This is a genomic window from Streptomyces sp. NPDC002888, assembly GCF_042888465.1.
Lineage (GTDB): Bacteria > Actinomycetota > Actinomycetes > Streptomycetales > Streptomycetaceae > Streptomyces.
The window spans coordinates 127,347-148,596 of record NZ_JBIAPU010000012.1 but is presented as its reverse complement, the minus strand read 5'-3'; the positions used below and the strand labels follow the sequence as shown (position 1 = coordinate 148,596).

At 71.8% G+C, this 21,250-nt stretch carries 20 protein-coding genes and 1 pseudogene; 15 read left to right on the top strand and 6 right to left on the bottom strand.

What is annotated here, in order from left to right; all coding sequences use genetic code 11:
* Positions 1–41: 41 nt before the first annotated feature.
* Both ACFYWX_RS21015 and mycP read left to right on the top strand, forming a co-directional pair.
* Positions 42–869 carry a hypothetical protein gene (locus ACFYWX_RS21015; protein ID WP_389425564.1) on the top strand — a complete coding sequence of 276 codons (828 nt, stop codon included), beginning with the start codon at positions 42–44 and terminating at the stop codon, positions 867–869.
* Positions 866–2,173 (top strand): type VII secretion-associated serine protease mycosin, encoded by a 1,308-nt coding sequence (gene mycP, locus ACFYWX_RS21010; protein WP_389425563.1) that lies wholly within the window; start codon positions 866–868, stop codon positions 2,171–2,173. The genes ACFYWX_RS21015 and mycP overlap by 4 nt, the downstream gene beginning before the upstream one ends.
* A 14-nt stretch (positions 2,174–2,187) precedes the next feature.
* On the opposite strand, the gene ACFYWX_RS21005 is transcribed toward mycP, so the two are convergent.
* Entirely contained in the window at positions 2,188–3,309 is a 1,122-nt protein-coding gene (locus ACFYWX_RS21005) for a serine hydrolase (RefSeq protein WP_389425562.1), read from the bottom strand.
* 150 nt (positions 3,310–3,459) lie between these two features.
* Between ACFYWX_RS21005 and ACFYWX_RS21000 the strand changes: the two genes are divergently transcribed.
* Positions 3,460–4,188, top strand: a complete 729-nt coding sequence (locus ACFYWX_RS21000; RefSeq protein ID WP_389425561.1) for an SseB family protein — start codon at positions 3,460–3,462, stop codon at positions 4,186–4,188.
* Positions 4,189–4,203: 15 nt separating this feature from the next.
* Here the strand turns inward: ACFYWX_RS21000 and ACFYWX_RS20995 are convergent, their stop codons facing one another.
* Positions 4,204–4,560 carry a DUF1844 domain-containing protein gene (locus ACFYWX_RS20995; RefSeq protein WP_389425560.1) on the bottom strand — a complete coding sequence of 119 codons (357 nt, stop codon included), beginning with the start codon at positions 4,558–4,560 and terminating at the stop codon, positions 4,204–4,206.
* A 349-nt stretch (positions 4,561–4,909) separates the two neighbouring features.
* Between ACFYWX_RS20995 and infC the strand changes: the two are divergent.
* From infC to ACFYWX_RS20945, 10 genes and pseudogenes are all read left to right on the top strand, one after another.
* Positions 4,910–5,618, top strand: a pseudogene (infC, locus tag ACFYWX_RS20990) (translation initiation factor IF-3).
* Between the two features lie 110 nt (positions 5,619–5,728).
* Positions 5,729–5,923, top strand: coding sequence for a 50S ribosomal protein L35 (gene rpmI / locus ACFYWX_RS20985; protein ID WP_004933563.1), 195 nt, complete (start codon positions 5,729–5,731; stop codon positions 5,921–5,923).
* A 111-nt stretch (positions 5,924–6,034) separates the two neighbouring features.
* Positions 6,035–6,418, top strand: a complete 384-nt coding sequence (gene rplT / locus ACFYWX_RS20980; protein WP_007380809.1) for a 50S ribosomal protein L20 — start codon at positions 6,035–6,037, stop codon at positions 6,416–6,418.
* 95 nt (positions 6,419–6,513) lie between these two features.
* Positions 6,514–7,362, top strand: a complete 849-nt coding sequence (locus ACFYWX_RS20975) for a TrmH family RNA methyltransferase (RefSeq protein ID WP_389425559.1) — start codon at positions 6,514–6,516, stop codon at positions 7,360–7,362.
* Positions 7,363–7,415: 53 nt separating this feature from the next.
* Complete coding sequence (locus tag ACFYWX_RS20970; protein WP_389425558.1) at positions 7,416–8,555, top strand: ATP-binding protein; 1,140 nt, start codon at positions 7,416–7,418, stop codon at positions 8,553–8,555.
* A gap of 140 nt (positions 8,556–8,695) precedes the next feature.
* The gene (pheS, locus tag ACFYWX_RS20965) at positions 8,696–9,817 is read left to right on the top strand and encodes a phenylalanine--tRNA ligase subunit alpha (protein ID WP_389425557.1); all 1,122 of its coding nucleotides are present in this window, start codon (positions 8,696–8,698) and stop codon (positions 9,815–9,817) included.
* Positions 9,817–12,330 carry a phenylalanine--tRNA ligase subunit beta gene (pheT, locus tag ACFYWX_RS20960; RefSeq protein ID WP_389425556.1) on the top strand — a complete coding sequence of 838 codons (2,514 nt, stop codon included), beginning with the start codon at positions 9,817–9,819 and terminating at the stop codon, positions 12,328–12,330. Before pheS ends, pheT begins: the two co-directional genes overlap by 1 nt.
* Positions 12,331–12,517: 187 nt before the next feature.
* Positions 12,518–13,597 (top strand): PP2C family protein-serine/threonine phosphatase, encoded by a 1,080-nt coding sequence (locus tag ACFYWX_RS20955; RefSeq protein ID WP_389425555.1) that lies wholly within the window; start codon positions 12,518–12,520, stop codon positions 13,595–13,597.
* A 215-nt stretch (positions 13,598–13,812) separates the two neighbouring features.
* Positions 13,813–15,153 carry a transcriptional regulator gene (locus ACFYWX_RS20950; RefSeq protein WP_389425554.1) on the top strand — a complete coding sequence of 447 codons (1,341 nt, stop codon included), beginning with the start codon at positions 13,813–13,815 and terminating at the stop codon, positions 15,151–15,153.
* Positions 15,154–15,229: 76 nt separating this feature from the next.
* Complete coding sequence (locus ACFYWX_RS20945) at positions 15,230–15,775, top strand: NUDIX hydrolase (RefSeq protein ID WP_389425553.1); 546 nt, start codon at positions 15,230–15,232, stop codon at positions 15,773–15,775.
* A 31-nt stretch (positions 15,776–15,806) separates the two neighbouring features.
* Here ACFYWX_RS20945 and ACFYWX_RS20940 read toward each other — a convergent pair whose 3' ends face one another.
* Both ACFYWX_RS20940 and ACFYWX_RS20935 read right to left on the bottom strand, forming a co-directional pair.
* Positions 15,807–16,064, bottom strand: a complete 258-nt coding sequence (locus tag ACFYWX_RS20940) for a hypothetical protein (protein ID WP_389425552.1) — start codon at positions 16,062–16,064, stop codon at positions 15,807–15,809.
* Positions 16,065–16,247: 183 nt separating this feature from the next.
* Complete coding sequence (locus ACFYWX_RS20935; protein ID WP_389425551.1) at positions 16,248–17,123, bottom strand: 3-hydroxybutyryl-CoA dehydrogenase; 876 nt, start codon at positions 17,121–17,123, stop codon at positions 16,248–16,250.
* 177 nt (positions 17,124–17,300) lie between these two features.
* On the opposite strand from ACFYWX_RS20935, the gene ACFYWX_RS20930 reads away from it, so the two are divergent.
* Positions 17,301–18,515, top strand: coding sequence for a glycoside hydrolase family 10 protein (locus ACFYWX_RS20930; RefSeq protein WP_389425550.1), 1,215 nt, complete (start codon positions 17,301–17,303; stop codon positions 18,513–18,515).
* 22 nt (positions 18,516–18,537) lie between these two features.
* On the opposite strand, the gene ACFYWX_RS20925 is transcribed toward ACFYWX_RS20930, so the two are convergent.
* Positions 18,538–18,744, bottom strand: coding sequence for a DUF1918 domain-containing protein (locus tag ACFYWX_RS20925; RefSeq protein WP_389425549.1), 207 nt, complete (start codon positions 18,742–18,744; stop codon positions 18,538–18,540).
* A gap of 91 nt (positions 18,745–18,835) precedes the next feature.
* The gene (locus ACFYWX_RS20920) at positions 18,836–19,777 is read right to left on the bottom strand and encodes a DMT family transporter (protein ID WP_389425548.1); all 942 of its coding nucleotides are present in this window, start codon (positions 19,775–19,777) and stop codon (positions 18,836–18,838) included.
* Between ACFYWX_RS20920 and ACFYWX_RS20915 the strand changes: the two genes are divergently transcribed.
* Positions 19,776–21,227 carry a PLP-dependent aminotransferase family protein gene (locus tag ACFYWX_RS20915; protein WP_389425547.1) on the top strand — a complete coding sequence of 484 codons (1,452 nt, stop codon included), beginning with the start codon at positions 19,776–19,778 and terminating at the stop codon, positions 21,225–21,227. The two genes, ACFYWX_RS20920 and ACFYWX_RS20915, sit on opposite strands and share 2 nt — an antisense overlap.
* Positions 21,228–21,250: the final 23 nt, after the last annotated feature.

Below are 21,250 nucleotides of genomic sequence, written 5' to 3'. Positions count from 1 at the left end.
TCGGGGTGTTCCCCGATCCCGCCCTCTCCTGGAGTGCCCCCATGGCGCCCAAGACAGGGCGGCCGGTGGTGAGTCTCGGGGAGCCCGAGCTGTACGGCGACAGGCCCAGGGGGCTGCGCGTGCGGTCGCGGGCTGTCGCCGCGGGGGCGTGCCTGGTGCTCGGGCTGGGGCTCATCGGCGGTGCCGCGACCGGGAGTTGGCTCGTCGGGGATTCCGGGGAGGACGGTGAGCGCAGCGCGTACGTCACGGCCGGGAGCCTGTGGCACAACGTGCCCGTGGATCAGCTGTTCCCGCCCACCGTGGCGGGGCGAGGGGCCGGCCCCGGCGGCGCCGACCGGACCTGGACGCGGATCGCCGTCGCCCCGGACAGCGGCTGCACCGGCGCCTTCGACCCGCTGCTGAGCAAGACACTCGCCCCTGTCGGCTGCGAACGCCTCCTGCGCGCCACCTACACCGACGCCACCCAGAGCTACGTCACCACCGTCGGCCTCCTCTTCACCGACGGCGACACGACCGCCATGCGCTCCCTGGCCACCAGGTTCGAGAAGGAGGGCCTCGCCCGCCGTAGCGACCTCATGCCTCGCCCGTACGCGGCCAAGGGCACCGTCGCCGCCGCGTTCGGCGAGAGACAGCGCGCCTCCTGGACCGTCTCCGTCCTCACCGACGCCCCCGTCGTCGTCTACGCCGTCTCCGGCTGGGCCGACGGCCGCACCGTCGACGCCCCGCAACCCGCCGAGGAGGCCATGGAGTCCGACTCCACCACGGCCCCCTCCCAGGCCGGCCTCGGCAACGAGGCCCAGGGCCTCGCCGACCGCATCGAACGCGGCTTCCGTAAGACGGCCACCTCGCCCACGGAGCAGCCCTCATGAGCAGCAGCCGTACGACGCCCAGGACCGACGTCGGTCTCCCGAGCGGCACCGCTGCGCCCCCCACGACCGGCCTCGCCAGCGCCCACCGCCCCCCTCGCGGCCGCACCACCCGCCGTGCCGGGCTGCTCGGCTGTCTCCTCGCGGCCACCGTCGCCCTCGTCCCCGCCACTCCCGCGCAGGCCGACAGCCTGCGCGGCCAGCAGTGGGCCCTGGGCGCCATGCACACGCAGGAGGCCTGGCAGACCACCAAGGGGCGGGGCATCACCGTCGCCGTCCTGGACACCGGCGTCGAGGCCGACCACCCCGACCTGACCGGCAACGTCCTCACCGGCAAGGACATGATCGGCTTCGGCGCCGGGCCAGGTGACCGCGCCTGGGCCCGTCACGGCACCGCGATGGCCGGCATCATCGCGGGCCACGGACACGGCCCCGGCGACGCAGACGGCGTCATGGGCATCGCCCCGGAGGCGAAGATCCTCCCCGTCCGCGTGATCCTCGAGGACGGCGACTCCTCCCGCGCCGAGGCCCGCCGCACCCGGGGCAACGCCCTCGCCGAGGGCATCCGCTGGGCCGCCGACCAGGGCGCCGACGTCATCAACCTCTCCCTCGGCGACGACTCCGCCTCCGCGCACCCCGAAGCCGCCGAGGACGACGCCGTCCAGTACGCCCTGAAGAAGGGCTCCGTCGTCGTCGCCTCGGCGGGCAATGGCGGCGAGAAGGGCGACCACATCTCCTACCCGGCCGCCTACCCGGGCGTCATCGCCGCGACCGCCGTCGACGAGTACGGGACCCGCGCCTCCTTCTCCACCCGCCGCTGGTACGCCACGGTCAGCGCCCCGGGCGTCGGCGTCGTCATCGCCGACCCCGACCACAAGTACTACGAGGGATGGGGGACCTCCGCCGCCTCCGCCTTCGTCTCCGGCGCGGTCGCGCTCGTCAAGGCCGCCCACCCCGGGCTCACCCCCGCCCAGATCAAGAAGCTCCTGGAGGACACCGCCCGCGACGCCCCCAACAGCGGTCGCGACGACTCCCGCGGCTACGGCTTCATCGACCCGGCCGCCGCCATCAAGGCCGCCGGCCGTCTCAAACCGGAGGGCCTGCAGTCGGCGGCGTACGGCAACCGGTACTTCGGCTCCGGCCCGGACGCCGCCAAGGAGGACGACTCCACGTCCAGCTGGGCGGGCCCGCTCGCCGGCGGCGCCGGGGGAGTGCTGCTGGTGACGGCGGTCGGCGTGTGGCGCGGCCGCCGCCGCCCGGAGCACCACGCGTCGCTCGACTCCTACGACTCCTACGACTCCGTGTAGGCGACCCGGCCCGGTCAGCCGTACACGGACGCCGACATCGGTGACCTCGGCGACGCAGAGACGGACGGAGACGCAGGGACGGACGCAGACGCAGGGACGGACGCAGACGCAGAGACGGACGCAGACGCAGAGACGGACGCAGACGCAGAGACGGACGGAGACGCAGACGCCGCTCCGGACGCGCTCTCCTCAGCGAACACCCCCACCGCCGCCTTCGCCGCCGCCTCCACCAGCGTGATCCCCTTCTCCATCGTGGTGTTGCCGTGGGACAGCGTCGCCACCAGGTAGTCATGGCCGTCGACCGTGACGCGCCCGATGCTGTTGACGTCCCACAGCCCGGTCGCACTCCGCGCCAGCCAACCGTTCTTCAGCGCCCACGCGGAGCCGTCGGCCGCGGCCGACACCCCCCAGCGCTGGTCGACGGCTATCCGCCCCATCAGCCCTCGCAGATACGCCCGCGACGACTCGCTCAGCTCCGAGTCGTCCCCGAACACCTGCCGGAGCAGGGTGAGCTGGTCGGCCGCCGTGGTCCGGGTCAGGCCCCACAGCATGTCGTCGCCGCCCTCGGTGTCCGTGAGCCCGAAGCGCTCGTTCGCCGCGTCGAGCCCTTCCGCCTTGCCGATGGCCCGCCACAGCGCCGACGCGGAGACGTTGTCGCTGTTCTCGATCATCGCGGTGGCGTACGACTTCTCGGTCGCCGTCAGATGCCGGTCCGCGTCCTGCGCCTGGAGCAGCAGCGCGGCCAGGATGTCGACCTTGACGATGCTCGCCGTGTCGAAGGTGCCGTCGCCGTACGAGGCGCTCGCGCCGGAGTCCGAAGCGAGCACCTCCACGGACACCTCCGCACCGTCCTCGACGGTCACGGCCTTCATGGCCTCCGCCAGCAGGGCGTCGTGGTCGACGACCGGATCCGCCACGGGTTCCACCGATGCCTCCGCGTCCGCCGAGGGCGAGGGCGAGGGCGAGGAGGCGGCCGAGGACGCGGCACCCGACCCGGAGTGCGCCTGCGCCTTCACATACACGGTCCCCGCGGCCGTCGCCCCGACGAAGGCCGCACAGGCGAGGGCGCTGGCGAGCAGGGGACGGCGCCGGGAGGGACGAGCGAGGCGGCTTCGACGGGCTCTGGAAGACTCCATGCCCGCGATCGTGGTGGTGGTGACTGTGCGCGCCGTTAGACGGGCGTTAGATGTACGTCAGCGAAAGCTGAGAAAGCTGTGAAAGCGGTCACCGCCAGGTTTCCGGGCCCGCACAAGCCCAGCAGCATCCCCCCTATAGGGTCGGTGACCGTGGCGAACAAGAACATTCCCGACCCCGGCTTCTCCGACGACGACGGCTGTGCCGATCCCCGGCTGAGCGCGGCGCTGGCCGCCTGGGCCGAGGACCGCACCGCCGTGGGGCCCGTCCTGGAGGCGCTCAAGGGCGCCCGGCTGCTCGTCCCCGTCGTGGCCGTGCTCGGCGAGGTGGAGGAGGACGAGAACGGGCTGCGCCGCGAGAAGACCAGCGACATGGCCGTACCCACCCTGAAGGCGGGAACCCGGACCGCCCTGCCCGCCTTCACGTCCACGGACTCCCTGGCCCGCTGGGACCCGGCGGCGCGCCCCGTCGCCGTACCCCTGCACCAGGCACTCCAGGCGGCCGCCCACGAGAAGGCCGACACGGTCGTACTGGACCTGGCGGGGCCGGTGCCGTTCGAGCTGACGGGGTCCGCGCTGCTCGCGCTCGCCGAGGGACGGACGACGTCCGATCCGCTCGCCGACCCCGCGGTGGTCGAGGCGGTGCGCGCCGCGGTGGCCGCCGAGTCCGCCGTGCTCCGCGCCCACCTCGGCCCCGGGCGGGCCGACGGCACCCTCGCGCTCGTCCTGGATCCGGCCGCGCCCCCGGCCGAGGCCGCGCGGTCGGTCGCCGAACGCCTCGCCGCCGACGAAACACTCAGGGCCCGCCTGGTACGCGGCCTCGACCTGGCACTGCTGCCGGCCGAGGCGACGCCGCCGGGCGAGCCCCTGTTCGTACGGTGACGGACTAGATCCGGACTAGCCGTAGATCGGGCCGGTGTACTTCTCGCCCGGCCCCTGGCCCGGCTCGTCCGGGACGATCGACGCCTCGCGGAACGCCAGCTGGAGCGACTTGAGGCCGTCGCGCAGCGGGGCCGCGTGGAACGAGCTGATCTCGGTCGTGCTCGCGTCCAGCAGACCCGCGAGGGCGTGCACCAGCTTGCGGGCCTCGTCCAGGTCCTTGAACTTGTCGCCCTCCTCGGTCAGCCCGAGCTTCACGGCGGCGGCGCTCATCAGGTTGACGGCGACCGTCACGATCACCTCGACGGCGGGGACCTCGGCGATGTCGCGGGCCATGGCGTCGAAGTCGGGGGACTCAGGAGGGGTGTCACTCATGCCCCACACGATAGAGCCCGTGGTGCGACGGTTCGCACCACCCCCCGGTTGCTGCTAACCTTGTGTGACGACCGGCCGGACACGCGTGTGTGTAAGTGTGACTGGCCCACAAGTGGAGGCTCCGATCTCCCACCTGACTGTCCTCCGGGACGGCGGGTCACCCCGGTCAGGCGGCCACCATCGTTCCGTACGGACGATGGAGTCGCCCGAAAGCGCGCCCCGCGATCATCGCGGCGGTGCTCCGGCAGTGCTTTGGAGCCCCGTCTTGTGATCGTCCGGGGCATTTTTTGTGCTTCGGCGCGGTTAGGTCTGTCGAAAAGAGACAAACGCGGCCGTCCGCCAGATGGCCGTGTGGTGCTAACCGAGGAGGATCCATCAGCGCCGAGCCCCGCATCAACGACCGGATTCGCGTTCCCGAGGTGCGACTTGTCGGTCCCAGTGGCGAGCAGGTGGGCATTGTCCCGCTGGCCAAGGCACTGGAGCTTGCGCAGGAGTACGACCTGGACCTGGTCGAGGTCGCGGCGAACGCCCGTCCGCCCGTGTGCAAGCTCATGGACTACGGGAAGTTCAAGTACGAGTCGGCCATGAAGGCCCGTGAGGCGCGCAAGAACCAGGCGCACACGGTCATCAAGGAGATGAAGCTCCGGCCGAAGATCGACCCGCACGACTATGACACCAAGAAGGGTCACGTCGTTCGGTTCCTCAAGCAGGGCGACAAGGTCAAGATCACGATCATGTTCCGTGGTCGCGAGCAGTCCCGGCCCGAACTGGGCTACCGACTGCTGCAGCGTCTCGCGGAGGACGTCCAGGACCTCGGTTTCGTCGAGTCGAATCCGAAGCAGGACGGCCGGAACATGATCATGGTTCTCGGTCCGCACAAGAAGAAGACCGAGGCGATGGCCGAGGCCCGCCAGGCGCAGGAAGCCCGCAAGGCCGACGCGAAGGCCAACCCCGGCAAGTCGCAGAACGTCGCGGAGACCGAGCACGACGAGGACGCCGCGGACACCGAGAGCGTCGTGGAGACCGAGGCACCTGCCGAGGCTTCCGCCGAGGCGTGATCCCGGGGGACGTGAGTCCCCAGGACGTAACCGATACAACAGCGACGCTCCACCGTGCCCGGTTTCACGACCGGGCACCGGAGCGCCACCGACGAGGAGAGAACGGCGCTATGCCGAAGAACAAGTCGCACAGCGGTGCCAGCAAGCGCTTCAAGGTCACCGGCTCCGGCAAGGTGCTCCGTGAGCGCGCCGGCAAGCGCCACCTGCTCGAGCACAAGTCGTCCCGCGTGACGCGTCGCCTCACCGGCAACGCCGAGATGGCCCCGGGCGACGCCGCGAAGATCAAGAAGCTTCTCGGCAAGTGACGTGAGCGGCGCGTGATCAATCGATCGCCGCGCGCCGTACGTCTGGACCGGGACCCAATCGATTCCGGGCCGTGTGAGTCCAACCACGGCCCCGCTACAAGGAGTTAAAAAGTGGCACGCGTCAAGCGGGCAGTCAACGCCCACAAGAAGCGCCGGGCGATTCTCGAGGCGGCCTCCGGCTACCGCGGTCAGCGTTCGCGCCTGTACCGCAAGGCCAAGGAGCAGGTCACCCACTCGCTGGTCTACAACTACAACGACCGCAAGAAGCGCAAGGGTGACTTCCGCCAGCTGTGGATCCAGCGCATCAACGCCGCTGCCCGCGCCAACGGCATCACGTACAACCGCTTCATCCAGGGTCTGAAGGCCGCGAACATCGAGGTCGACCGCAAGATCCTGGCCGAGCTGGCCGTCAACGACGCCACCGCGTTCGCCGCGCTGGTCGAGGTCGCGCAGAAGGCTCTGCCGGCCGACGTCAACGCGCCGAAGGCCGCGTGACGCTGCGTTGGCTTTAGGCCGACGTGACTGAAGGACCCGCAGGCCGACGGCCTGCGGGTTCTGCTGTGTCAGCGAGTTTTTGAAAGAGAGCCCCCATGGCCCCCGCCACCCCCGAGCTGATCTCCCCCCGCTCCCCACGCGTCTCGGCCGCCCGGCGGCTCGCCAGGCGGAACTTCCGGGGCAAGGAGCGGCTGTTCCTGGCCGAGGGGCCGCAGGCCGTGCGGGAGGCGGCGGCGTACGGGGAGACGCTCGTCGAGTTGTTCGCCACCGTCGAGGCCGCCGAGCGGTACGCCGACATCATCGGGGAGGCGCGAGCCACCGGGGTCCGTGTCCATCTTGCGGACGACGACGTGATCGCCGACATCTCGACGACCGTCACGCCGCAGGGGCTCGTCGGGATCTGCCGGTTCCTCGACATGCCCTTCGAGGAGATCCTCGCCGCCCGGCCCAAGCTCGTCGCCGTGCTCGCCAACGTGCGCGACCCCGGAAACGCCGGCACCGTCCTGCGCTGCGCCGACGCCGCCGGCGCCGAGGCCGTCGTACTGACCGACGCGTCCGTGGACCTGTACAACCCGAAGGCGGTCAGGGCCTCCGTCGGATCGCTGTTCCATCTGCCCGTCGCCGTCGGAGTGCCCGTCGAACGGGCCGTGGCCGGACTGAAGGACGCCGGCGTGCGCATCCTCGCCGCGGACGGCGCCGGCGCGCACGACCTGGACGAGGAGCTCGACAAGGGGACGATGGGCGGCCCCACCGCCTGGGTCTTCGGGAACGAGGCCTGGGGGCTCCCGGAGGAGACCCGCGCGCTCACGGACGCCGTCGTGCGCGTCCCGATCCACGGAAAGGCCGAGAGCCTGAACCTCGCCACCGCCGCAGCCGTATGTCTCTACGCGTCGGCCCGTGCACAGCGCGCCTCCGGAGGGTGCCGCTCCGTCACCGACAGCTAGTAGGGTGACCAGCTCGGGGGCCCCTCAGTCGTCTGAGAGGTGGGGGACGGGGAATGAGCGTCGGCATGAGCAGTACACGGGAAGCACGAGCCGTGCCGAACGCCTCCGCGCCCCAGTCGGCCGGTGACCTCGCCGAACTCGGCATCGACCCCGACGCCCTGCCCGACGGCCTGGTCGTCGCCGACGAACACGGCCGGGTCGTCTGCTTCAACGCCGCCGCCGAGCGCATCACCGCCACGGCCGCCGCGGACGCCCTCGGACAACGGCTGGAAAAAGCCCTGCCATTAGAGGACCTGGAGGGCCGGCGCTGGTGGCAGCTGACCGATCCCTACGGCGGCCTCGCCATCCGCGTCCGCCAGCCGGAACGGAACCTGCTGCTGCCGGGCGGCCGCGAAGTCCTCGTCTCCGCGCGGTACGTCCGTACGCGGCCCACCGGCCCCGTCCACCGCGTCGTCGTCTCCCTCCGGGACACCGAGGCCCGCCGCCGCACCGAGCGCAGCCACGCCGAGCTGATCGCCACCGTCGCCCACGAGCTGCGCTCGCCGCTCACCTCCGTCAAGGGCTTCACCGCCACCCTGCTCGCCAAGTGGGAACGCTTCACCGACGACCAGAAACGGCTGATGCTGGAGACCGTCGACGCCGACGCCGACCGCGTCACCCGCCTCATCGCCGAACTGCTCGACATCTCCAGGATCGACTCGGGCCGGCTGGAGCTGCGCCGCCAGCCCGTCGACATCGGCGCCGCCGTCGGACGGCACATCCAGGCGTACGTCGCCGCCGGCCAGCCCGCCGACCGGTTCCTGCTGCGCATCGAGCAGCCGCTGCCCGCGCTGTGGGCGGACCCCGACAAGATCGACCAGGTGCTCAGCAACCTCCTCGAAAATGCCGTGCGCCACGGCGAGGGAACCGTCACCATTGACGTCACGCCCGCCCCGTCCCCGCGCGAAGGAGAGGACGTCGGCACGTCGGTCATCGTGAGCGACGAAGGCACCGGCATCCCGGAGGAGTCCATGAACCGCGTCTTCACCCGCTTCTGGCGGGGCAGCAAGCGCGGCGGCACCGGCCTCGGGCTCTACATCGTCAAGGGCATCGTCGAGGCCCACGGCGGCGCCATCACGGTCGGCCGCGCCTCCGACGGCGGCGCGGAGTTCCGATTTACGTTGCCCGTGAGCGTTCCGGCCTATCTCGCCTGAGCAGCCCGCGGGCGCATTCGCACACCTCCACCCCGTTAGACTCGGCCTTTGGCACCTTTGTGTCCCATGGACGGCCCTCTGACCTCTGCGTGAGTCGGTGACGGGGACCTTCAGCCAGCCAATCGGAAGCACGGGAAGAGATGTCGGCACCGAATAAGTCGTACGACCCTGTCGAGGTCGAGGCGTTGAAACCGGAAGAGATCGAGCGCATGCGGGACGAGGCGCTCGCCGCCTTCGCCGCCGCGGACTCCCTCGACGCGCTCCAGGAGGCCAAGGTCGCCCACACCGGCGGCACCTCCCCGCTGGCCCTCGCCAACCGCGAGATCGGCGCCCTGCCCCCGCACGCGAAGGCAGCCGCCGGCAAACTGGTGGGCCAGGCCCGCGGCGCCGTGAACAAGGCGCTGGCCGCCCGCCAGGGCGAGCTGGAGGCCGAGCGCGACACGCGCGTGCTGGTCGAGGAGGCGGTGGACGTCACGCTGCCCCACGACCGCGTACCGGCCGGCGCCCGCCACCCCCTCACCACGCTCTCGGAGCGCATCGAGGATGTCTTCGTGGCCATGGGCTACGAGGTCGCCGAGGGCCCCCAGGTCGAGGCCGAGTGGTTCAACTTCGACGCCCTCAACATCGGCCCGGACCATCCGGCCCGCGGCGAGCAGGACACCTTCTTCGTCGAGGGCCCCCAGGGCGGCACCGAGTCCGGCGTCGTCCTGCGCACCCACACCTCGCCCGTGCAGATCCGCTCGCTGCTCGACCGTGAGCTGCCGGTGTACGTGATCTGTCCCGGCGTCGTCTACCGCACCGACGAGCTGGACGCCACGCACACCCCGGTCTTCCGCCAGGTCGAGCTGCTGGCCGTCGACGAGGGCCTGACCATGGCCGACCTCAAGGGCACGATGGACCACATGGTCCAGGCGCTGTTCGGCGAGGGCATGAAGACCCGGCTGCGCCCGAACTTCTTCCCCTTCACCGAGCCGTCCGCCGAGATGGACATGGTGTGCTACGTCTGCCGTGGCGAGTCCGTCGGCAACCCCGACCGCCCCTGCCGCACCTGCTCCAGCGAGGGCTGGATCGAGCTCGGCGGCTGCGGCATGGTCAACCCGAAGGTGCTGACCGCCTGCGGCGTAGACCCGGAGAAGTACAGCGGCTTCGCCTTCGGGTTCGGCATCGAGCGGATGCTGATGTTCCGCCACAACGTCGAAGACATGCGAGACATGGTCGAGGGTGACGTCCGGTTCACCCGGCCGTTCGGGATGGAGATCTGATGCGGGTCCCGCTTTCTTGGCTGCGGGAGTACGTCGACCTGCCGGCGACCGAAACCGGCCGTGACGTCCAGGCCAAGCTCATTTCGGCCGGTCTGGAGGTCGAGAGTGTCGAGCACCTCGGCGCCGACCTCAAGGGTCCGCTGGTCGTCGGCCAGGTGCTGACCATCGAGGAGCTGGAGGGCTTCAAGAAGCCGATCCGCTTCTGCACCGTCGACGTCGGCCAGGCCAACGGCACCGGTGAGCCCCAGGAGATCGTCTGCGGCGCCCGCAACTTCTCCGTCGGCGACAAGGTCGTCGTGGTGCTGCCCGGCGCCACGCTGCCGGGCGGCTTCTCGATCTCCGCGCGCAAGACCTACGGCAAGACGTCCCACGGCATGATCTGCTCCGGCGGCGAGCTGGGCATGGGCGACGACGGCACCCACGGCATCATCGTGCTGCCGCCCGAGACCGAGGTCGGCAAGGACGCCATCGAGCTGCTCGAACTGGTCGACGAGGTCCTCGACATCGCCGTCACCGCCAACCGCGGCGACTGCCTGTCGATCCGGGGCGTCGCCCGTGAGACCGCCATCGCCTACGGCCTGCCGCTGCGCGACCCGGCGCTGCTCGACGTCCCCGGCCCCAACGCCTTCGGCTACCAGGTGAAGGTCTCCGACCCGATCGGCTGCGACCGCTTCACCGCCCGCACCGTCGCCGGTCTGGACCCCGAGGCGCGCTCCCCGATCTGGCTGCAGCGCCGCCTGCAGAAGGTCGGCATGCGCCCGATCTCGCTCGCCGTCGACATCACCAACTACGTGATGATGGAGCTCGGCCAGCCGCTGCACGCCTACGACCGGGGGCTGGTCCAGGGCCCCATCGGCGTGCGCCGCGCGCAGGAGGGCGAGAAGATCGTCACCCTCGACGGCGTCACCCGCACCCTGCACGCCGAGGACCTCGTCATCACCGACGACCGTGGCCCGATCGGCCTCGCCGGCGTCATGGGCGGCGCGAACACCGAGATCGCGGACCACGAGGACCTCCAGAACGCCACGACCGACGTGGTCATCGAGGCCGCCCACTTCGACGCGGTCGCCGTCGCGCGCACGGCCCGCCGCCACAAGCTGTCCTCCGAGGCGTCCCGCCGCTTCGAGCGCGGCGTCGACCCGCAGGCCGCGGCCGCCGCCGCCCAGCGCACGGTCGACCTGCTGGTGCTGCTCGCGGGCGGCACCGCCGAGGCCGGTGTCACCGAGATCACCGCGCCGTCCGCACCGCACACCATCACCGCCCCGGCCGACCACCCGGACAAGGTCGCGGGTGTCGTCTACGGCCGCGAGACCGTCGTGCGGCGGCTGCAGGACATCGGCTGCGACGTGTACGGGCAGGACGAGCTGATCGTCACCGTGCCGTCCTGGCGGCCCGACCTCGCCGAGGCGAACGACCTCGCCGAGGAGGTCATCCGGCTGGAGGGTTACGAGAACCTGCCCTCCACGCTGCCCAAGCCCCCCTCGGGCCGCGGCCTCACCCACCGCCAGCGGCTGCACCGCCGCGTCGGCCGCGCGCTGGCCGGAGCGGGCTACGTCGAGGCGCCGAACTACCCCTTCGTCAGCGAGCAGGTCTTCGACCAGCTCCTGCTGGACGCCGACGACCCGGCCCGCCGCGTCGTCAAGCTGGTCAACCCGCTCAACGACGAGGAGCCCGCGCTTCGTACGTCGCTGCTGCCGGGCCTGCTGGGTGCCTTGCGGCGCAACGACGGCCGGGGCACCCATGACCTCGCGTTGTTCGAGACCGGGCTGGTCTTCCATCCGCGTGAGGAGCAGCGCGCCGCCGGGCACCTGCCCGTCGACAGGCGTCCGACCGACGCGGAGCTCGCGGAGCTGAACGCTGCGCTGCCCGAGCAGCCGCGCCATGTCGCCGTCGTCCTCGCGGGCGCCCGCGAGCAGGCCGGCTGGTGGGGCAAGGGCCGTCCGGCCGACTGGGCCGACGCGGTCGAGGCGGCGCGCGCCGTCGCCCGTGAGACCGGCGCGGAGCTGACCGTGCGGAGCGGGCAGTACGGGCCGTGGCACCCGGGCCGGTGCGCCGAACTCGTGGTCGTCGTGGATGGTGCCGAGCGGGTTGTCGGGCACGCGGGCGAGCTGCATCCGCGGGTCGTGAAGGCCCTGGGGCTGCCGGAGCGCACCAGCGCGATGGAGCTGAACCTGGACGCCCTGGAGCAGGTCGGTGACGACACGCCCCGGGCGCCGAGCATCTCCACGTTCCCCGTGGCCACGCAGGACGTCGCCCTCGTCGTCGAGAAGTCCGTGCCGCACGCGGAGGTCGAGGCCGCGCTGCGTGAGGGTGCGGGTGAACTGCTGGAGGGAATCCGGCTGTTCGACGTGTACGAGAACGCGGAACAGCTGGGCGAGGGCAAGAAGTCGCTGGCGTACGCGCTGCGGTTCCGGGCGGTGGATCGGACGCTGACGGTTGACGAGGCATCGGCAGCGAGGGATGCGGCGGTCGCGCTTGCGGGTGAGCGGTCCGGGGCGGCTCTGAGGGGCTAGCGCCTCGGCAGGCAATGTTTGCGACGGGGGCGAACGTTGCCTGTTGGGGCACTGGTGGTCACCTCACTCGATCGAGTGAGAAGTGTGGGTGATCTGGCCCTTTTGGGCCAGCTGGCGACAGAATCGGACCGGCCCTTCTGGGCCGGTCCGATCTGCGTTGTCAGGGCCTGACTGGGGGGCCATCGGCATGATCCGCATCAAGGCTGGGGTTCCCCGTGGGGTGCGGCCCTTCGTGTTCGGGCTGCCGATCATGTGGGGCGCGCTGGCGATCACGTACAGGCTGGTCTGCCCGCTCGCCCAGCAGCACGACCTCGGGACGCGGATCGTCACCACGGCCGTCTTCTTCGCCGCCGGCGCCGGGCTGATCCTGCAAGTCCGCCGGGCCCTGTTGCAGGAGCTCAAGCAGGCCCGCCGGGTCGCGCGCGCCGCTCAGAACGCCCTGTTGCGGCCGTTGCCGTCGCGTGTCGGGGGACTGCACACCGCCGTCGCGCAGCTCTCCGCCGACCACGGCGCCCGGGTCGGCGGTGACCTGTACGAGGTGATCGCCACCGAGCACGGCGTGCGGGTGGTGATGGGTGACGTACGCGGGCACGGGCTCGCCGCCCTCGGCACCGTCGCCGCCGTCCTGGGCAGCTTCCGGGAGGCGGTGCACGACGAGCCCGAGCTCGGTTCCGTCCTGCGCCGCCTCGACCGGGCCCTCGCCCGGCATCTGGCCGAGCGGGCCCGCGACGACCACGCGGTCGCCGAGGAGTTCGTCACCGTACTGCTGCTGGAGATCCGCCCGGACGGTGAGCTGTTGTGCCTGAACTGCGGTCACCCCTGGCCCTACCGGCTGGCCGGCACCCGCGTCGAGGCCCTCGCCGCCACCGACCCCCTGCCACCTCTCGGCCCGTTCCCGCTGCCGCGCGAACTCCCCGCCCAGTCTGTCGGCCACCTGCTCACCGGTGAGTCCCTCATCCTCCACACGGACGGTGCCGAGGACGCACGAGACGGTCATGGCCGGTTCTTCTCCCTGCCGGACGCGATCGCGGGTGCGGTCCGTGGCCAGCCGGTGACCCCGCAGACGATCCTGCGCACGGTCTTCGACGCACTGCTCCGCCACACAGCGGGCAGGCCGACCGACGACATCGCCCTACTGGTCCTACGGAACGAGCGCAGCACGGTCCAGTGCGGCGCGCCCCCAGGCGCGCGGGACAGTGACACATGCGGCTCCGCCGCGCGGGCGCGACCAGCCCCCACGTACCCGCACCCGACGAACCACCTCTGAACTCCCCGGCACAGCAAGCGCGACGCCGCGGCGGGCCGCCGTACTGTACGAGGGGGAGCCGGCGGCCCGGCCGGCCTCTTGCGAGGCATTTCAGTCAACCGGTTGGAAACTCTCCGCAACAGCGCGCACACAGTCCGGATCCGCGTACTCCGTTCACACCCCGTGTGAAGCCGGACGCACTACCCTGACGGCACCGAGCCACCCGGGGGGCACTCATGCAGCCCAACACCTTGCTCGACGCGATCCTGGACGAGGCCGGGATCTCGCACGCGGGGCTGGCCGCACATGTCAACCAGGCGGGACGGGCACGCGGTCTCGCCCTGAGATACGAACACACCGCCGTGGCACGGTGGTTGAAGGGGCAGCGGCCGCGGGGCCAGGTGCCCGACCTGATCTGCGAGGTGCTCGCCGGGCGTCTGCGCCGGCCGGTCACGCTCGACGACATCGGCCTCGGCGTCCCGGGAGAGCCGTCCACCCCCCTCGGCACCTCGCTCTCCGGCTTCGTCGAACGGGCCACCGCCCTGTGGCGCTCCGACGAGCAGCAGCGCCCGCACATACTGTGCGCGCCCGCCGTCACCGGTACCCCCGCCGTGATGCCGGTGTGGGAGTGGGAGAACCCGCCCGAGGACGTGGACGTCTCGCGCGGCGGCCGGCACCGGGTCACGGCGGCCGACCTCGAGATGCTGCGGGCCGCCCGCACCCACTACGAGCAGATGTACCGCAAGGCCGGCGGCATAGCGACCCGCGCCCGCATCGTCGGCTTCCTCAACGCGGAGGCGGCCCCGCTGCTGCGCGGCAGCTACACCGACGCGACGGGCCGTCAGCTCCACCGCGCGACGGGCGGGTTGGTGGCGATCGCGGGCATCTGCGCGTACGACTCCGACGCGCACGGCCTCGCCCAGCGCTACTTCCACCAGGCGCTGCGGCTCGCGAAGGCCAGCGGGGACCGGGGACTCGGCGCGTACGTCATCGCGCTGTTGGTCAATCAGGCGCTGTTCATGCGGGAGTACCGGCAGGCCGTCGCCTTCGCCGAGGCCGCGCTGCGCGCCGCCGGCAAGCACATCACGCCCGCGCTGGCCTCCGACCTGTACGCGATGCAGGCGAAGGCGTACGCCCACCTCGGTGACGGCACGAGCGCGCTGTCCTGCATCCGGCGGGCGGAGACGGCCGCCGAACGCATCCGGCGCGGATACGAACCCGACGAGACCGGCTATGTCCAACCCGGTCTGGTCAACGTGCAGGTGGCCGAGGCGCTGCTCAGCCTCGGCGAGCTGGTGGCCGCCGGAGAGCATGCCGCCGCGGCCGTCGACAACCCCGCGCACGACCGGGGGCGGGTGCACCGGCTGGCCATGCTCAGCACGATCGAACTGCGTCAGGGCAACGCCGACAAGGCGGTGGCCACGGCGGTGCGGATGGCCGAGGCGGCCCGGGGAATGGAGTCCCAGCGCCTGCGGGACAGACTCCGGGCGGTGCGCGAGCACCTCGTCCGCAGCGGCGGCGCGGGCACGGCCGAGGCCGCCGAACTCATCGACGGGGCGCTGCGCGTGCCGCTGTAGGCCGGTTCCTGAGCACCGACACCCTCACACTCCCTGCTGCGATATTGCCACTTACTCGACGGAAGGTGGCACAACCGTGCAGTGGACGAAACAGAACGAACAAACGGTGTATGAAAACCGCTGGTTCAGCGTCAACCTCGCGGACGTCGCACTACCGGACGGTCGGCACCTCGATCACTTCCTCATACGGCTGCGGCCCGTCGCCGTGGCCACGGTGGTGAACGAGGCCAACGAGATCCTCCTCCTGTGGCGCCACCGCTTCATCACGGACAGCTGGGGGTGGGAACTCGCGGCGGGCGTCGTCGAGGACGGCGAGGACATCGCCCGCGCCGCCGCCAGGGAACTCGAGGAGGAGACCGGCTGGCGGCCGGGGCCCCTGCGCCACCTCATGAGCGTGGAGCCGTCCAACGGCCTCACCGACGCCCGGCACCACATCTTCTGGTCGGACGAGGGCGAGTACGTCGGACACCCCGTGGACGACTTCGAGTCGGACCGCCGGGAATGGGTCCCCCTCAAGCTCGTCCCCGACATGGTCGCCCGTGGGGAGGTCCCGGCCGCCAACATGGCGGCCGCGTTACTGCTGCTGCATCACCTCAGGCTCGGGCAGGACGCGAAAACCTGAACCCCCCACCGCGTCCCGGTCGCCAGGGGCACTAGCGGCCGAAGGCCTGCCAGACCGTCACCACCAGCGCTCCGACGGCCGTCAGGGCCGCGAGCGAGGGCAGCGGCCATCGCGCGTGTTCCAACGTGACGAGGCGGGTGCTCAGTTCGTCCACTTCCTTGGCGGTCTCCTCGGTGCGGTGGGACAGCAGGGCCAGCCCTCCCTCGACGCGGGCGTACGCCACGTCGAGGCGGCGCCGTAACTCTGCGAGTTCACCATGGACCACGGGATGCTCGGGATCGGCGGTCACGTGTCCACTCCTTTCCGTAGTCGTCTCACATCCCTTGCATGCGCATGAAGAGTGAACTCGCCTGTGGGACAGGTGGGGAGAGTGTGCGAGGGGCATATGCGGGTCCGGAGCGCACACGGTGTGTGAATGGCGCGGGCCCGGCACTCCGAAGAGTGCCGGGCCCGTGGTCGTCACCGAACGTGATCAGCCGTAGGTGTAGAAGCCCGAACCCGACTTCCGGCCCAGCCGACCCGCGTCGACCATGCGCTGGAGCAGCGGGGGAGCGGCGTACAGCGGCTCCTTGTACTCCTCGTACATGCTGTGCGCCACCGAGGCGACCGTGTCCAGGCCGATCAGGTCCGACAGCTTCAGCGGGCCCATGGGGTGGGCGCAGCCCATCTCCATGCCGTTGTCGATGTCCTCGCGGCTGGCGATGCCCGACTCGAACATCCGGATCGCGGAGAGCAGGTACGGGATCAGCAGCGCGTTGACCACGAAGCCCGAGCGGTCCTGGGCGCGGATGGCGTGCTTGCCGAGCAGCTTCTCGGTGAACAGCTGCGCCCGGCCGAGCGTGCCCTCGGAGGTGGTGAGCGCCGGGATCAGTTCGACGAGCTGCTGCACCGGGGCCGGGTTGAAGAAGTGGATGCCGATGACGTGGTCGGGCCGCGAGGTGGCCACCGCCAGCTTCACCAGCGGGATCGAGGAGGTGTTGGAGGCCAGGATGGCGTCCGCCCGGGTCACCACATGGTCCAGCACCTGGAAGATCTCGGTCTTGACCTGCTCGTTCTCGACGACGGCCTCGATCACCAGATCCCGGTCGGCGAACTCGCCGAGGTCGGTGGTGAAGCCGAGGCGCGCCTGCGTCTCGTCCCGCTCCTCCTCGGTGATCTTGCCGCGCTCGGCCGCCTTGGCCAGGGAGTTGTACAGCCGGGTACGGCCGATCTCCAGGGCCTCGCCAGTGGTTTCGGCGACCATCACGTCCAGTCCGGCGCGGGCGCACACCTCGGCGATGCCCGCGCCCATCTGACCGCAGCCCACCACGCCGACGCGTGCAATGTCTCCCGCTGGGATGCCCGTCACATCGTCCCTTTCGCTGCTGCTGATCTTCGGCTCCGGCAGTACGCCGTGGTTCGGTGCCTGCTCCGATCGTGCACGTTACTCCCAAGTATCGATGATCGATCGCCTGGGTACGGCATCCTTGGGGCACGGAGACGGTCCGTGACGGCGCGGATCCACGGTGTGCGGGGGTGTGGGGGCATGAGGCGACCGACTCGGCGGGCGTTCGCACTGGCCGCGATGTCGATGCTGGCGATGGGCTCGGCGCCCGCACCCGGACACCGGCGTGCGGTGAGCGAGATGCGGGGGATGTGGCTGGCGACCGTGGCCAACCGGGACTGGCCGTCCCGGCCCGGCCTGACCGCCGCCCAGCAGCGCACCGAGCTGATCGCTCTTCTCGACCTGGCGGTCCGCAACCGTCTCAACACGGTGATGTTCCAGGTGCGGCCCACCGCCGACGCGCTGTGGCCCTCGCCCCACGAGCCGTGGTCCCAGGTCCTCACCGGCACCCAGGGCGCGGACCCGGGCTGGGACCCGCTCGGCACGGCCGTCGCTCAGGCGCACGCGCGCGGGCTCCAACTGCACGCCTGGTTCAACCCGTACCGCATCGCCCTGCACGCCGACCCGTCGAAACTCGTCGCCTCCCACCCCGCCCGCCGGCACCCGGACTGGGTGGTGACGTTCGGCGGGAAGCTGTACTACAACCCCGGGCTGCCGAAGGTCCGCGCCTTCGTGCAGGACGCGATGCTCGACGCGGTGAAGAAGTACCCGGTGGACGCCGTGCACTTCGACGACTACTTCTACCCGTATCCCGTGGCGGGCCAGACCTTCGACGACGACGCGGCCTACGACACCTACGGCGGCGCCTTCCCGAACCGGGCCGCCTGGCGGCGGGACAACATCGACCGGCTGGTGCGCGAGACCGCCGCGCGCATCAAGACGATCCGGCCCGGCACCCAGTTCGGGATCAGCCCGTTCGGGGTGTGGCGCAACGCCTCCAGCGACACGCGAGGCTCGGAAACGAGGGCGCTGCAGTCGTACGACGACATCCACGCCGACACCCGGAAGTGGGTGCGCGAGGGCTGGATCGACTACATCTGCCCGCAGTTGTACTGGCACATCGGCTTCGCCGCCGCCGACTACGCCACACTCGTGCCCTGGTGGGCCGAGGTGGCGCGGGGTACGAGGACGAAGCTGTACGTCGGTGAGGCGCTGTACCGGGCGGGGGACCCGGCGCAGGCGGCGGCCTGGCAGGACCCGGCCGAGCTGTCCCGGCATCTCACGCTCGCCGACGGACATCCGCAGGTGCGTGGGCATGTGTTCTTCGCCGCCAAGGACGTGGCGGCGGACCGGATCGGGGCGATGGCGCGGGTGGTCGCCGACCACTACGAGCAGCCGGCGAAACCCCCGCGGTGATCCACCGCCCGAGGGCGGGCCGCTACCGGCCCATCGACGGGCCGGTCTCCTTGTGACGGATCTCGGTGTCGGGACCGGGCGAGCACACACCCACGTGCCCGTCCTCGAAGCGGACGCGGTACGGAGGGGTGCCCTCCCGGCCCATCACTTCGACGATCTCGCCTACCTTGTCGTGCTGACCGACCACCCTGCCGTGCTGGACAAGCTGGTCGCCCACGGTTGCGTGCATCTGGGGGCCTCCTCACGCCTGCGGGAGCGGCGGTCCGTGGCTTTGAGTCTACGGCGGAGGGCGCCGGCGGAGAGGGGACCGTGCGGCCCGCTCAACCCCGCGCCCGCTGGGTGACCGCAATGCAGACCAGTACGGCAGCGGCCGTCAGGGGGGCGGCCGCTGTCAGGTGCTCGCCCAGCAGCAGCACCGACCACACCAGTGTGAGCAGCGGCTGGGCCAACTGCAACTGGCTGGCCTTCGGGATGCCGATGGCCGCCATGCCCCGGTACCAGACGACCAGCCCGAGGAACTGCGAGCCCGCCGCCACCCACAGCACCCCGGCCACGCTGTGCGCGGTGAGCTGCGCGGGCTGGTGTGCCAGCGCGAGCGCGGCGGCGGGCACGGCCAGCGGCAGGCACAGCACCAGCGCCCAGCCGATCACCTGCCAGCCCGGCATGACCCGGGCCAGTCGGCCGCCCTCGGTGTAGCCGGCCGCGCACACCAGCAGGGCGGCGAACAGGTACAGGTCGGCGCTGGTGAGGGCGCCGCCGCTCTGCTGCACGGTGAACGCGAGCACCGCGGCCGCGCCCGCGAGCGCGGCCGCCCAGAAGGTGCGGGAGGGCCGGGTGCCGACGCGCAGCGCGGAGAAGACGGCGGTCGTCAGGGGCAGCAGGCCGACCACGACGGCGGCATGGGCGGTGGTCGAGGTCTCCAGGGCGAGCGTCGACAGCAGCGGGAAGCCCACAACCACTCCGCCGGCGACGACCGCGAGCCCGGGCCAGTGCCGGCGTGCGGGCGGCGGCACCCGCCGAGCCAGCAGGCAGACGCCCGCGATCAGCGCCGCGAGGACGCTGCGCACGGCGACCAGCGCCCAGGGCCCGAACCCCTCCAGACCCCATGCGGTGGCCGGAAAGGTGAGCGAGAAGGCGACAACCCCGAGCCCGGCCTGAAGGGTGCCGAGGCCGCGGCGGTCGCGCGGGGCGGCCCCCGCAGTGGTGCTCGGGGTGGTGACTGCTATCCGGGGCGGGGCAGTAGCGCTACTCTGCTGTTTCATGCAAGAGCGTAGCAGTGTGGGTGAGCTGGCGGATCAGTTGCGGCGAGAGCTCGACCGCTACTCTCCTGGTGGAAAGCTCCCGTCGAGCCGGTCCCTGGTCGAGCGGTTCCGGGTCAGTCCGGTGACCGTGTCGCGGGCCCTCGCGCAGCTGGTCGCCGAGGGGCTGGTGGTCACGCGGCCGGGCGCCGGCGCGTTCCGGGCGCGGCCCCGGGCGGCGAGCGCTCCCGCCGGGGACACCTCCTGGCAGGAGGTCGCGCTCAGCGCGGACGGCATTGCCGACCTCGTGCCGCGCACCGTGGACGCCTCCGGGGTGACGGTCTCGCTCGCGGCCCCGCCGCCCGGGGTCCTGGAGTTCAACGGCGGCTATCTGCACCCCTCGTTGCAGCCCGAGCGGGCCATGTCCGCGGCTCTGGCGCGGGCGGGGCGGCGGCCCGGCGCCTGGGGGCGGCCGCCGCTGGAGGGGCTGCCGGAGCTGCGCGAGTGGTTCGCGCGCGGCATCGGCGGCGCGGTGACCGCGGCTGAGGTGCTGGTCACCGCGGGCGGGCAGTCGGCCCTGACGACGGCGCTCAGGGCGGTGGCGCCGCCCGGCGCGCCCGTCCTCGTGGAGTCGCCCACGTACCCCGGCATGCTGGCGATCGCCCGGGCGGCGGGACTGCGCCCGGTGCCCGTGCCGGTCGACGCGGACGGCGTGCGGCCCGCGCTGCTCGCCGACGCGTTCCGGGCGACCGGCGCCCGGGTCTTCGTCTGCCAGCCGCTCTTCCAGAACCCGACGGGCGCCGTCCTCGCCCCCGAGCGGCGCGGCGAGGTGCTGCGGATCGCGCGGGAGGCGGGCGCGTTCGTCGTCGAGGACGACTTCGTACGACGGCTCGTGCACGAGGACGCCGGGCAGCTGCCGCGTCCGCTCGCCGCCGACGACCCCGACGGAGTCGTCGTGCACGTCGGCTCGCTGACCAAGGCGACCTCGCCCAGCTTCCGGGTGAGCGCCCTGGCCGCGCGCGGTCCCGTGCTGGAACGGCTGCGCGCCATCCAGGTCGTCGACACCTTCTTCGTCCCCCGCCCCCTCCAGGAGGCGGCACTCGAACTGGTCGGCTCCCCGGCCTGGTCCCGCCACCTCCGGGCGCTGGCCACCGAGTTGAAGGCGCGGCGCGACGCCCTGACGACCGCCCTGAGCCTGGACCTCCCCGAACTCGCCCTTCCGCACATCCCGTCCGGCGGCTACCACCTCTGGCTGCGCCTGCCCGACGGCACGGACGAGGTCGCCCTCACGGCCGCCGCCCTCCGCGCCGGCGTCGCGATCAACCCCGGCCGCCCCTACTTCAGCGCCGAACCGCCGGCTGGACACGTCCGCCTGAGCTTCGCGGCGGTCGCGGGGACGGGGGAGATCGCTGAGGGCGTACGACGGCTGCGTACCGCCTGCGACGAGGTGCTCCCCGGAAACCGTTCGACATGAGGCATCGCCGCTGTGAGGATCCC